13 protein-coding genes and 1 tRNA gene are annotated in these 13,373 nt (G+C 38.4%); 9 read left to right on the top strand and 5 right to left on the bottom strand.

Annotated features, from left to right (window positions below):
* Positions 1-34 precede the first annotated feature (34 nt).
* The 3 genes from B2V92_RS11910 to B2V92_RS11900 form a co-directional block, all read right to left on the bottom strand.
* Complete coding sequence (locus B2V92_RS11910; RefSeq protein ID WP_025141835.1) at positions 35-361, bottom strand: 2Fe-2S iron-sulfur cluster-binding protein; 327 nt, start codon at positions 359-361, stop codon at positions 35-37.
* A 46-nt stretch (positions 362-407) separates the two neighbouring features.
* Complete coding sequence (locus B2V92_RS11905; protein WP_113951684.1) at positions 408-1,418, bottom strand: NAD(P)/FAD-dependent oxidoreductase; 1,011 nt, start codon at positions 1,416-1,418, stop codon at positions 408-410.
* 363 nt (positions 1,419-1,781) lie between these two features.
* Positions 1,782-3,908 carry a prolyl oligopeptidase family serine peptidase gene (locus B2V92_RS11900; protein WP_293308150.1) on the bottom strand — a complete coding sequence of 709 codons (2,127 nt, stop codon included), beginning with the start codon at positions 3,906-3,908 and terminating at the stop codon, positions 1,782-1,784.
* 360 nt (positions 3,909-4,268) lie between these two features.
* Between B2V92_RS11900 and B2V92_RS11895 the strand changes: the two genes are divergently transcribed.
* From B2V92_RS11895 to B2V92_RS11855, 9 genes are all read left to right on the top strand, one after another.
* Positions 4,269-5,012, top strand: coding sequence for a UDP-2,3-diacylglucosamine diphosphatase (locus B2V92_RS11895; RefSeq protein WP_293308148.1), 744 nt, complete (start codon positions 4,269-4,271; stop codon positions 5,010-5,012).
* Positions 5,013-5,392: 380 nt separating this feature from the next.
* Entirely contained in the window at positions 5,393-6,466 is a 1,074-nt protein-coding gene (gene prfA / locus B2V92_RS11890) for a peptide chain release factor 1 (RefSeq protein WP_293308146.1), read from the top strand.
* A gap of 103 nt (positions 6,467-6,569) precedes the next feature.
* Positions 6,570-6,643 (top strand) — tRNA-Asp (locus B2V92_RS11885).
* Positions 6,644-7,021: 378 nt separating this feature from the next.
* Positions 7,022-7,432 (top strand): hypothetical protein, encoded by a 411-nt coding sequence (locus B2V92_RS11880; protein ID WP_293308145.1) that lies wholly within the window; start codon positions 7,022-7,024, stop codon positions 7,430-7,432.
* The gene (locus B2V92_RS11875) at positions 7,422-7,988 is read left to right on the top strand and encodes a hypothetical protein (RefSeq protein WP_293308143.1); all 567 of its coding nucleotides are present in this window, start codon (positions 7,422-7,424) and stop codon (positions 7,986-7,988) included. Before B2V92_RS11880 ends, B2V92_RS11875 begins: the two co-directional genes overlap by 11 nt.
* 202 nt (positions 7,989-8,190) lie before the next feature.
* Complete coding sequence (locus B2V92_RS11870) at positions 8,191-8,832, top strand: hypothetical protein (RefSeq protein WP_293308141.1); 642 nt, start codon at positions 8,191-8,193, stop codon at positions 8,830-8,832.
* Between the two features lie 276 nt (positions 8,833-9,108).
* Positions 9,109-9,990: an ankyrin repeat domain-containing protein gene (locus tag B2V92_RS11865; RefSeq protein ID WP_293308139.1), complete on the top strand. Its 882-nt coding sequence runs from the start codon at positions 9,109-9,111 to the stop codon at positions 9,988-9,990.
* A 242-nt stretch (positions 9,991-10,232) separates the two neighbouring features.
* On the top strand, positions 10,233-10,700 hold the full coding sequence (locus B2V92_RS11860; RefSeq protein WP_293308137.1) for a hypothetical protein: 468 nt from the start codon (positions 10,233-10,235) through the stop codon (positions 10,698-10,700).
* 163 nt (positions 10,701-10,863) lie between these two features.
* Complete coding sequence (locus tag B2V92_RS11855; RefSeq protein WP_293308135.1) at positions 10,864-11,259, top strand: VOC family protein; 396 nt, start codon at positions 10,864-10,866, stop codon at positions 11,257-11,259.
* 71 nt (positions 11,260-11,330) lie between these two features.
* Here the strand turns inward: B2V92_RS11855 and B2V92_RS11850 are convergent, their stop codons facing one another.
* Both B2V92_RS11850 and B2V92_RS11845 read right to left on the bottom strand, forming a co-directional pair.
* Positions 11,331-12,179, bottom strand: coding sequence for an aldo/keto reductase (locus B2V92_RS11850; protein ID WP_293308133.1), 849 nt, complete (start codon positions 12,177-12,179; stop codon positions 11,331-11,333).
* Positions 12,180-12,244: 65 nt separating this feature from the next.
* Positions 12,245-13,114, bottom strand: a complete 870-nt coding sequence (locus tag B2V92_RS11845; protein ID WP_293308131.1) for a helix-turn-helix domain-containing protein — start codon at positions 13,112-13,114, stop codon at positions 12,245-12,247.
* Between the last annotated feature and the right edge of the window lie 259 nt (positions 13,115-13,373).

Here is a 13,373-nt window from a genome sequence, read left to right as displayed (position 1 = left end):
ACCTATTTTAGGACGAGTCAATATGTTTTTGCAACTAGCTTACGCCATGTAATTTTACCTTTAAGCCATCCATGTTGTTGTTTAACTGCAACTGGCAGGCTAAACGCGAATTAGGTAACAGATCAGGCAAAGTATCCAGCATGGCATACTCATCGTCTGTCATTTCGTTAAGTTTCTCTTCGCCTTCTAAAACATCAACACAGCAAGTGGCACATAAAGCCATTCCGCCACAGGTAGCAAGAATATCGTATTCCGATGCCTTTAAAAACTCCATTAGGCTTAAACCCATGTCGGTTGGCGCAACGTGTTCAGTAACCGAGCCATCCGGCTCCTGCATGTATATATTGATGTTGTTTTCCATTTTGTTATCTTACTTATATTTGAATTGAACAAATATAGCAGAAACCTTAAAATTCTGAAACTCCGTTTACAGTTGTATATTTCATTGTGTATTTCACACCAGGGTTCATGTACGAATAAGCACTGTGGCTCATTAGTGCAGCCTCGTGGAAACCACAAAGAATCAGCTTTAATTTATTGGTGTAGGTGTTGATATCGCCAATTGCATAAATGCCCGGGATGTTGGTCGAATAATCATCAACATTAACTTCGATTGCACTTTTGCTGATATTTAAGTTCCAATCTTCAATCGGTCCCAATTTTGGGCTTAAACCAAACAAAGGAATTAAGTGGTCGGCTTCAACTACTGTTTTTTCCATGGTACGGTTCTGAACAATTTCAACCTGCTCTAATTTATCCGTTCCGTGTACTGCCTGAAGATTACTGTTTAAAATCAGGTTGATTTTTCCGCTTTCGGCCAATGCCATTACTTTCGCAACCGAATCTGGTGCACCACGGAAACTTTCGCTCCTGTGAACCAAAGTCAGTTCAGAACAAACTTCTGCTAAATAAATGGTCCAGTCTAATGCCGAATCACCTCCACCAGCAATTACCATTTTCTGGTCGCGGTATTTTTCCGGATCAAGGATCATGTAATTTACACCTTTACCGTTTTCAAAATTTTCCAGATTTTCTACAGCAGGTTTACGTGGCTCAAAACAGCCTAAACCGCCGGCAATAACCACAACCTTGGCTTCGATAACAGTACCCATATTGGTGGTTAAAACGAAATCGGCTTCGCCACGCTTTTCTAAACCTTCAATGCGCTCGCCCAAAGTAAAGGTAGGATGGAAAGGTTTGGCCTGCTCCATTAAGTTATCGATAAGCTCCTGAGCCAATACAGAAGGGTAACCAGGAATATCGTATATCGGTTTCTTAGGGTAAATTTCAGACAGCTGACCACCAACCTGAGGAAGATAATCAATTAAATGACAACGCATTTTTAATAAACCGGCTTCAAAAATGGCAAATAAACCAACCGGACCAGCGCCTATTACGGCTATATCAGTAGTAATCATTAAAGAAAAATTTGACGCAAAGTTACAAAATAAAGTCTTACCAATTCTGCTATTTAGAAATATTCTAGATAATTTTGCAATCCTATTATATTCAGTATTTTATATGCTTTGAGCTAATGGAAAACAAAAGTTAAAGGTTTTTAGTGTTTTAAAGCAAATTATAATTGGTCTATAGGTTTAGTGGGAAATGGATGTATTGCAAAGACATCGTCATTTCGAGCGGAGTGCAGCGTAGTCGAGAAATCTATTGCAGATCTCTCCATTTCACTGCGTTTCAGTCCCCCATAAACCGTCTTGCTGAATTTATTTCAGTATCATTCAGCTATTAAGACCTTGAAATGAATTCAGGGTGACGCTTGGATACTACCAACTCATTCCCAAATTCTGAAATACAAAACTCCATACATCTGCAGCCTCCTCAATTAATTTGGTGGTAGGTTTACCTGCGCCATGGCCAGCTTTGGTTTCAATTCTGATCAGCATCGGATTTTCGCCCTTATATTTTTCCTGTAAGGTTGCTGCAAATTTAAACGAATGCGCGGGTACTACGCGGTCATCATGATCGGCTGTTGTAATTAGTGTTGCAGGATAATTAACACCACTTTTTACATTATGGAGAGGTGAATATTTGATCAGGTAATCGAAATCTTCTTTTTTGTCGCTTGTTCCGTACTCAACAGCCCAGCCCCAGCCAACCGTAAACTTATGATAGCGCAACATATCGAGCACGCCAACAGCAGGTAAAGCCACTTTAAAAAGATCAGGCCGCTGTGTCATACAGGCGCCAACTAAAAGTCCGCCGTTTGAGCCGCCCGAAATGGCAATTTTTGATGGGTTGGTATACTTTTCTTTAACCAGGTACTCGGCTGCGGCAATAAAATCGTCGAATACATTTTGTTTTTTGGATAACATACCACCCTTATGCCAGGCCTCGCCGTATTCACTTCCTCCGCGTAAACTTGGCTGAACATAGATACCACCATGCTCTAAAAACAGCATGCGCGATAAACTAAATCCAGGTGTTAAACTGATCTGGAAACCACCATAAGCATAAAGATAAACCGGGTTGTTGCCATCTAGTTTGATCCCTTTTTTATGCACGATGAACATGGGTACTTTTGTGCCATCTTTCGACGGATAGAATACCTGTTTGGTTTCATAATCATCGGTACTTAGTTTTAGGGCTGATTTTTTGTATAAAACCGATTCGGCTTTAGCTACATCATAGCGGTAAATACTGCTTGGGGTAGTGAAGTTAGAAAAAGAGTAAAAGAATTCTTTATCTTCTTTATAGCCGCCAAAACCATCAACGGTACCAATAGCAGGAAGTTTTACCTCGCCGATTTTATTTCCTGTTAAATCAAACTGGATAATGTTGGTACTGGCATCCTTTAAATAGGTTGCCCACAGAAACCCGCCACCGGTTCCGACGCCTTCTAGCGCCAGTTTTGATTCTGGGATAATTTTCTGCCAGTTTTTGGGGTCAGGATTTTGGGGATCAACCAAAACTACCTGTTTGTTTTCTGCATCTAAATCGGTGTTCACCAATAATTTGTCGCCCACATTATCAACAACGCTATGATTATGTTCGTAGCCTTTAATTAGCGGAGCTATTTTGCTTTCGGGTATTTTTAAATCCTGATAGTATAAAGCATTGCCCGAGGTACCCGCGCTCGCATACACGATTAAGAAACGCTCATCTTCGGTAACGCCAGCACCGAAATAGAGGTTGGGATTGGTTTTATCTTCAAAAATTAACTGGTCGTTTTTCTGTGGTTCGCCCAGTTTATGGTAATATACTTTTTGGTATTTGTTGGCCGCCGAAAGATCGGTTCCTTTTGCGGGTTCATCAAATTTGCTATAATAAAAGCCATTGCCTTTCCAGGCTGCGCCAGAGAATTTGGTCCATTTCAGCTCATCGCCCAATTTTGTTTTGCTGGCAATTTCTATTACGTAAATATTGCTCCAGTCTGATCCGGCCTGAGCCACGGAATAAGCCAGGTATTTTTTATCGTGCGAAAAACCGAGTATCGAAACAGCCGCTGTTCCATCTGCCGTAAGTGTATTAGGATCGAGAAAAACCTCTTCCTTGCCATCAAGTCCTTTTTTGCTAAACCAGATACTTTGGTTTTGTAATCCATCGTTTTTGGTGAAGAAATAATAGTCGCCAACCTTAAACGGAGCAGTTTCTTTAGGGTAATTCCAGATTTCGGTTAAGCGCTTCTTAATGTCGACACGGTAGGGGATCTGCTCCAAATAGTTTTGCGTTACTTTATTTTCGGCATCAACCCAGGCTTTGGTTCCGGCCGAAGTATCGTTCTCCAGCCAGCGGTATGGATCGGCAATGGTAGTGCCGAAATAATTGTCTTTGGTGCTGTCTTTTTTCGTTTCAGGGTATTTCATCAATGTTATTTTTTCTGCAGGTTTTTTGCCCTGGTTACAGGCCAAAAGGCTTAATGCAAATAAGCTTAATAGAATTTGTTTTTTCATCCTTGGTGAGATTTATTTACTAATATATGTCTTTTACCTTCAGTATGATTACACTGATTGGTTGATTACGCAGATTATACTTCTTTAGTCTTCAAGTTTTGGTCTTTAGTCTTTCCGCTTTTTTCTCTTCGAGTTTGATTGCACCGATTTAGGGATTACACAGATTATAATTCTTTGAGCTTTTCACTTTAGTCTCTAGTCTTTCAGCTTTGGTCTTTGGTCTTTCGGCTTTTTTCTCTTCGAGTTTGATTGCACCGATTTAGGGATTACACAGATTATAATTCTTTGGTCTTTCAGCTTTAGTCTTTTGGCTTTGGTCTTTAGTCTTTCAGCTTTTTTCTCTTACCTTTGAGCTTTAACATGGCCAAGAACATTTATTTTGCTTCCGATTTTCATTTGGGCACACCAAGTTATGCCGAAAGCCGTGCCCGCGAAGCGCGTATTGTGAGTTGGTTGGATTTTATTGAACCAGATTGCCGCGAACTTTTTTTAATGGGCGATGTTTTCGATTTCTGGTTCGAATATGCCACGGTGGTACCGAAAGGTTTTATCCGTTTGCAGGGAAAATTGGCTTCCATGGCCGATGCAGGCATAAAAATCTATTTTTTTAAGGGTAACCACGATATGTGGGTACGCGATTATTTTATCCGGGAAATCGGTATGGAAATTATCAGTGATGAGCTGATTATTGAACGGAGTGGAAAGAAGTTTTACCTGCACCATGGTGATGGTTTGGGGCCGGGCGATAATAAATACAAGTTTTTAAGAAAGATTTTCAGGAGTAAGCTCTGCCAATGGTTATTTGCACGCTTACACCCGAATTTGGGTATTGGTATTGCCAATGGCTGGAGTAGGGGGAGCAGGGCGGCACAAACGGAGAAAGAAGTGTTTTTAGGTGAGGATAAAGAATGGCTGGCCATTTATGCCAAAGAGCAATTGCAGAAAACACATTTCGATTATTTCATTTTCGGGCATAGGCATCTTCCACTCGATATTGATTTGGGCAATGGAAGCAGGTATGTAAACATAGGCGAATGGCTTAATTATAGCTCATACGGTGTTTTTGATGGCGAAGATTTAAAATTAGAATATTATAATCCATAACTAGTTGTCATCCTGAGCTTGTCGAAGGATCTTCCTTAACAATCCCATTTATACTCGGGTTTCTGCTGCTATTTGGGTTTGTATGGTGCCTAGGTTTACAGTCCTTTCATTATAAACCTGATAGAACGGAAAGCCCGGAGCGAAGTATGAGTGAGGACTTGTAGAGATAGCAGGACTGCAGGCTGCCATTGAAATAGTACCTTTCATTTTCAAACAAAGAAATTGCGATTCTGAATTATACCTGAACAGTTAACCAATTCTAACAGTTAACCAATTAACCCTTTAAGCCAGCCAACAAATTCAGCTTTTTTCCTTATTTTTGCATTTTCCCTGATTTTTGGACCTATGTGAATCTTGGGGGAATTTCAACAAGAATAAATATGTTAGATAAATTAGAAGCTATAAAGCTGCGTTGGGAAGATGTGGAAGAATCGTTGAGCAATCCGGATGTAATCCAGGATATGAAACGTTTTGCGGCTTTAAATAAAGAATATAAAGACTTGGGCAAAATTGTAGATGAGTATAAAATCTACAAAAATGTGATGAGCAACATCGACGCGAACAAAGAGATTTTAGCTACCGAGAAGGATGCCGAAATGCGTGAGATGGCAAAAGAAGAACTCGATCTTTTGTTGAAACAGCAGGAAGAAATGGAAAGCAATATCCGTTTAATGCTGATCCCTAAAGATCCTGAGGATGCCAAAAATGCGGTATTTGAGATCCGTGGCGGTACGGGCGGTGATGAAGCGGCTTTGTTTGCAGGCGATTTATACCGTATGTATACCCGTTATTTCGAAACTAAAGGTTGGAATGTAGAAACCGTTGATGTAACCGAAGGTACAGCCGGTGGTTACAAAGAGGTAATTTTAAAGGTAAATGGTGAGGATGTTTACGGGCAGTTAAAGTACGAAAGCGGTGTGCACCGTGTGCAACGTGTGCCTGATACCGAAACCCAGGGCCGCGTGCATACTTCGGCTGCATCTGTAGCGGTATTACCGGAAGCGGAAGAAATTGACTTATACATTAACCCTGCGGATATCGAACTGCAGACCTCACGCTCAGGCGGTGCAGGTGGACAGAACGTAAACAAGGTAGAAACCAAGGTGCAGTTAACCCACAAACCATCAGGTATTGTAGTGGTGTGCCAAAGGGAACGTTCGCAGTTGGGTAACCGTATTATCGCAATGGAAATGTTGCGTAGTAAGCTGTACGACATCGAATTGCAAAAAAAGAACGGCGATATTGCTGCTAAACGTAAAACAATGGTATCAACCGGCGATCGCTCGGCAAAGATCAGAACTTACAATTACCCTCAGGGCCGTGTTACCGAACACCGCATCGGATTAACGATGTATAACCTGCCAACCATTATGGATGGCGATATCCAGGAGATTATTGATGCACTTCAATTCGCAGAAAATGCAGAGAAAATGCAGGAAGGTGCTGTTGGTTAGGGTGTTAAATATATTTTAAAAAAAAGTTTGCGAATTAAGATATAGTCTCTATATTTGCAACCTCGAAAGAGACAAGAGGTTCTAACTTTAAAGAAGAACAAAAGGAGTGGTAGTTCAGCTGGTTAGAATGCCTGCCTGTCACGCAGGAGGTCGCGGGTTCGAGTCCCGTCCATTCCGCAACAAAAGCCTTAGCTTGAAAAAGTTAAGGCTTTTTTGTTTTCTGCCCATTTCGTAAAATTTTGCTGGATTTGAAATATTTCAATCGTTAGAAAAGGTCGTAAACGAATATTATGAACTTTCCTCTAAGAAAAAGTTCGCAACGGATATAAAATGGAATTAAATTTAAAAATATAACCAAATAAATATCTATTAATTTAATTCCAGCTCTCATGTTTCAGATATATCCTATTCCTAATACTTAAAGGTTTACTGTTTGCCATCAAAAAGCGTTACTGAAATTGTTTTAATTTCTTATAAACGTGTCGTTTTGATTCTGATATAAGCTTTACTGACAAAGATGGAAATACGTGTGTGGTAAAGCTAGATGATAAATCAATGGAAGGTTTAATAAAGGCGTTTGCAGCTAACTGTAATGGAGTGACATTTGGTGATGGGAAATTTGTAATAGATGGACAAGCTGCAGGTCAAATTTTAGCGAATGAATATAGTCCTTTTACTAATGAAAGCGGGTCTATATTGAGTGATAGCGGGAATTCGCCGACAAATAATATTCCGGCGCATGACGTGATAACTGTAGGCGGTAGCCAAATCAAAAATTGGGAACCTTTTCACTCCGCGACTTCACAAGGCGGAGGTTTATATAAACATAAGAATGATAAAAGTTCGACAAGATCAGGACAAACCAGAGAACAAGTTAGTAATTATGGAAATAAAGAAAAGGGTAGTGAAGAGTATAAAGAGCTTATGGGGCTTGCACGCCGTTATTATATAAAAAATGGAAACTAGATATTTGATTAGCCGATTTATGATCAGCCTTATTGTTGTTTTAGGTTTATCCTGTTCAATTTACAAGGCACCTACCTTACCTGAGTTAGAGTATCTCACATTAGTCTCTGACAGGTTGGGCAAAGGGAAAACCCATATAGAGTTAAAGAGCGCAAATACGATTTCCTTAAATTCCTGGGAATTATTTCTTCCTCAGGATGACCGGGAATTAATAGGACGTCTAAATTATAAGAGAAATGATAAGATATCAATTATAAAAGAGTATTTCTCTTTTCAGGGGTTTAAGCAATTAAGTGATAAATACTATGAATCCCGTATCGGCACTACAAAAAATAGAGTGAAGATGGTTGATGAAAAAATTCCATTTACAGTTGAAGCGTTATATGCAATAAGCATTATGTTACTAGATTGCAACGTTAGTATCAACCCAGTGTTAATTAATACCAAGACTGGCCAGCCTAGCAACGGAAATCAAAAAGAAATGCGAGCAATTTTTAACATTTATAAAAAGTGGTTTAATAAAATGGAGAAAAATGGATTCACGCAGCTTACATAGCCTCTAGCTGGCTCTGATTTTAAGTGGCTAGGGCGTGACGAGGTCAAAATTATAGTGCGGCCTTCTCTATAGTAAGTAAGCTATAGTTTGTCATTGATCAGATTACGGCGCAAGGTTTTATGATCCGGTGATTGGAAGGTGGGCTGTTATTGATCCATTAAGTGTGGTTGTAAAGAGATTCCCTTGTTAAAATAGAATAATATTGAAGAGAGTAGCTATTAGTATTGGAACTGTCTTGTTTGTCTTGGCAGGCTGTAATCAGGTTAAAGATAAACTTAACCAAAATACAAAGATGAATCGCAATGATTCGTTAAATACAATCAACATTTCTGATAGTACTAAAACTTTGAAGACGGAGAAGAATTCTGTGGTTAGTGGAGGTGTGGACTTGAAGTCAAAAATTGATTCGGTAGTTTTTGTACAAAATGTAATAAAATATAAAGATAGCATTGATAAAAGACTTAATACATTTGTTAAAACTGAGTTTGAGTCATTAGGTGGTTCAGCCGAAGGGGGAGAGATTTTAACTTATCATAATAAAAACGATACCCTAAAAATTAAAGCCGTTTTTTATGGGGAAACAGGGCAAAACCAGTTTGACTTTTATTTAAAGAATAAAAAAATCATTGCGGTTAATGAGACCATAAAGGGCTATAAATCGTCAATTGGAAGCGAAAATGTTGAAATTGTTATTGATAAAATAAAGTCGCGTCTATATATATTAAACGGTAATACGATTTTAATGGCTGATCGAAAAGACAGAAAAACAGATTTTAATTTTGAGCAGAAGACAATTGACATCATTGATGTCTATAAACAGATTCTATTAGATATAAGAAAATAGCACGTCTAACTGGCGATATTAATACATTATTTAGCTATTTCCCCCTTCGCCCGTACTGGTCTTAGCGAGAAGCTAAGACCAGTATTTAAAACGTAGATACTAACTCAAAGTATTCCTGAATTGTGCTTGATCCTGATGGGATGTAAGTACAGGGTTTTGTAAGGGGATAGATGGTAAGATTAGTTGTGGCTAAGACCACAACTAATCCAGCCAATAACTTTATTAATAAAATTAGACGGGCAATAACTCCTAAAATTTTTTAGAATCAATAATAAGATGAACAGAAACTTAATTATAATATTAGTGTTGCTATTTACTTTTGGTTGCAATAATCAAGATAGAAAGTTTGAAAACGGTAAGCTGTTAGGTAATGATTATCAACTGTTTGAAAATACACCAATTTGGGCGCTTGCGAAAGCAGTAAGGAACAATGATACAGCTAAAATAAAAGAGCTTGTGTTTGTCAAAAGAATGAAAGTTGACTATCAAGAGACTAAATTCGGAAATACATTACTGATGTTATCTATCGTCAATAATCAATATGAAACTTCTAAAGTATTATTAAATCTAGGAGCCAATGTCAATTTAGAAAATACTTACAGGGGAGTATCGGCAATGATCGAAGCTGCAAATAACGACGAACCAAAATATCTAGAATTGCTTTTGGCTCATAAGGGTAATCCAAACGCTATTGAAAACGCACCTGTAAAAGTTGGCGATATGGCGAGGGAGACTGCCTTAAATAAGGCTATTTCTTTTGTCGGAACTAATGGTTTGGTCAAAGTAAAATTACTTGTAGAGGCTGGTGCAGATGTAAATTACTTTAACGAAGGAAATCCTGCTTATACTAATCTACCTCTAGGAGATGCATTGATCCAAGATAAAATGGACATAGTTTTATACCTTTTACAGCAAGGAGCAGATTATAAGAAAGTGATGTATCTGACTGTAAATAACCAAAAAACCTACATTCTTGAGGCATTAAGAAAATCAGTATTAGATCTTAATTCATTACAATATAAAATGAAACTTGATGTGATAGCATTTTTAAAAAGAAAAGGTCTGAATTATGAAAAAGAGCCTATCCCTGAATATATATTGAAAGATATAAAAATCAAATATCCGGGTAGTTGGAAAGGATATGTGAAGAGATATTAAAAATTATAAGTCCCTAACAGGTCTTACAAGATGCTAAGACCTAATCATTAAATTACAGAAACCAATTTTCAGATAAAGAACCTAATTTGATCGAAACATTAAGATGTAACCGGCAACGGTAAGGTATCGGGCTATATTATACATCAGGTTTCTGGCTTATCAGGCATTTTTGAGAGATAGAAAGTATGTAGCAAATTGTTAAAAATAATGTAATAGTCTTTAATCTTTGCGTGTAGTGCTCTATGAAAAAGTTCACCTTAATAATTCTATTACTGGTTAATTTTGCATTAATTCATTGCAAAAATACAACTCCGCAGAAAAGCGATCATAAAATTGTTTTTCGATGGAATCGTGGAGCCAAGGGTAAACACAAGCTAACTGCTTTTGTTATAAAATATGACAAAGTCTATTTTTGTAGCAACCCAAAGTCGTTGGATGAGTCTGAAGCGGGGCTTCTGGAAAATAGTAAATTAGTTGTAAATAATAAATTAAAAATCCTTTTAAGAAACATTAAGAATTTAAAATATAATTCGTCGCAAAATACTGGTTGCGATTGTAAGGGAATGACCAAGAATACAATCGTTATTAAATTTTTTGTTCCAAAAGAAGAGACAGTTTCTATTGAGGAGATGGTAAATTGTCGAGCTGGTTCACCTTGCAGAGATATAGAGCTGTTGAAAGATTTTTTTAATCTTTATGAAAGAGATTAGCTAATACTTGTTTTAGCGTTTCGCTAAAACCTGATTGCAACTTTAAAAATAGGCGCTTTTCTAATCTGCTGCGCAAATCTGACCCAAATCCTGTTCAATTATGTCCCGAACAGCCCCTAACAAAGTTTTTCCTGTTCATTAAATTTGATAAAAAACAATTCCTATGAAAACAAGAAAAATATGGGCAAATTTAGCTGTAAACGATTTAGATCGGGCAACCAAATTTTATACCGCAATAGGCTTTAAATCTAATGGAAGTTCAAATGAATTAACCAGTTTTAAAGTCGGTGATGACGATTTTGTTATTCACTTCTTTTTAAAAGAGGCACTCCAGCCAAATATTCATGGAAGTATATTGGATGCCAAAAATGGCAATGAGGTCGTGTTTACGTTATCGGCAGGTAACAGAGAGGATGTTGATTCGTGGGCTGAAGAAATTGAAAAAGCAGGGGGCGAAATGGTTTCCAGACCTGAAGAATTTGGTGATGGATACTATGGTTTTGTGTTCCGTGATCCTGAAGGGCATAAGTTTAATGTTTTTTACATGGAAGGTCTGTAAATAAAACAAAAAAGCAGTGTGATAGGGATATGCAATCTATGCATCTACGTCACACTGCTTTGATCTTATGGTTATCCATTTAATTCTTCCATCTCAGCCGGAGACAACTGGATATCTGTGGCCTTAATGTTTTCTTCAAGGTGTGCAATGCTGCTGGTACCGGGTATTAAGAGGATATTTTCTGCGTGATGTAGCAGCCAGGCCAATGCCAATTGGTGCATGGTTACCTGTTTCCGCTCTGCAATGCCTTTAAGCTTTTCTTCCAGCTGTGTCATTCCGCCCCCGATCGGGAACCATGGGATAAAAGCAATATTTTGTGCTTTACAATATTCTAATACAGATTCCCATTGACGATCGAACACGCTATAGCGGTTTTGGACCGAAACCACATTAAAATGCTGCTGGGCAAGTTTGATGTCGTCAACAGAAACCTCTGATAGTCCCAGATGTTTGATTTTTCCTTGCTCTTGTGCCTTCGCCAAAAAATCGAAGGTAATTTCTGCAGGTACTTTAGGGTCGATACGGTGAAGCTGATAAAGTGCAATCTGTTCCTGTTTGAGTCGTCGTAAACTGCCGTCGAGGGCATCTTGGAGGTGTTGCGGACTGGCATCGTTATTAATGTCGGCCCATGGACCAAAACGTACCAAACCGCCTTTGGTTCCAACTATAACATTGTTTTTATAAGGGTGTAAAGCTTCTGCAATAAGTTGCTCAGAAACAAATGGCCCATATTGATCGGCTGTATCGATAAAGTTTACGCCTAACGCTACCGCTCTTTGTAAAACCTCGATCGAATTTTGTGGGTTTTCTGGCATGCCCCAGATCTGAGGTCCTGTAATGCGCATAGCGCCGTAACCCATCCGGTTAATTTCCAGATCCCCGCCTAATAAAAAAGTCTTTTTAACGCTTGATGTTTCCATGATATATATATTATGGAAACAAAGTTATAGCGAAAGGTTTTTGAGGTGAAAGACATTTCAAAGCATTATTTATACTTTTCAAAGTTTTTTCTGAAATCGGATGGCGTAACGCCTGCGTGTTTTCTGAAAAAACGGTTAAAATAGCTTTGGTATTCAAACCCAAGTCCAAATGCAATATCGGCCACGCTGTAATCAGTATAGGTTAATAACGATTTTGCCTCTGCAAAAAGCCGTTCGCTGATGTGTGTTGTAGTCGATTTTCCCGTTGCCTTTTGAACGGCCATATTTAAATGATTCACATGTACCGCTATGCGGTCCGCGTAATCGAAAGGTTTTTTTAACGCAATAGGCTGTAAAGGCATATCAACCGGAAATTGCAGCTTAAGCAGGTGCATAAATTCAGCAGCAACACGCGATGTGCCGTTATCTGTTGAGGTTTCCAATCGCCGCATTTGTATGGCTTCGTGAAAGATGAGGCTAAGGTGACTTCTGAACAATTCATCTTTATCTGCATAATCCATATCCGATTCGGCGCGCATCCGTATAAAAAGTTCCTTCAAAAACTGTTCTGTAGAAGAGTCGGGAAAATAAACAGGAGATTGCTGAGCAGTAAATAAACGATCGGCAATACCCGATAGTTGTGTGTTTGTGCGGATAAATTCATCATTAAAAACGCAAAAATAACCTTCGGTGGATATCATTCTTTCAGGCACGCTCCAGGTGTACGGAATAATAGGGTTGGTAAAAACAAGCACTGGCCGATCGATCTCAATTGCAGGCAATGAACCATAACGAAGGCTGCATGGCGGACCTTCGGTTACCAGACTGATTTTGTAAAAATCTCTTCGGGTATATGATTCCAGTGTGCATTTGCCTTCATTTATACCGGCAATCTTAAACTGCCCAGCGGTTCTTTTTATTGTTCCTGATGTCATCTTAAAACTTATACAATTCAAATATAAGTAAAGCAATGATTGAAAAATAGTTTAGTTGTGCAGACTTATTCAAAATTGTAATCCTCAACAAAAAAAAGATGCTGTTTTTGCATTTTTTCTATCTGTATATTAAATTATTTTAAATGATGCTCAGTAAGTTACGTGTTTGCTGCATAAAATGTTGCCCAGGATGATGATAAACAAAATATTTGCCTATATTTGCAATCCCGAAAGGGAAAGAGGTTCTAACTTTAAAGAA

The organism is Pedobacter sp. UBA5917 (assembly GCF_002432345.1).
GTDB lineage: Bacteria > Bacteroidota > Bacteroidia > Sphingobacteriales > Sphingobacteriaceae > Pedobacter.
This window is presented reverse-complemented; position numbering and strand designations above follow the sequence as displayed.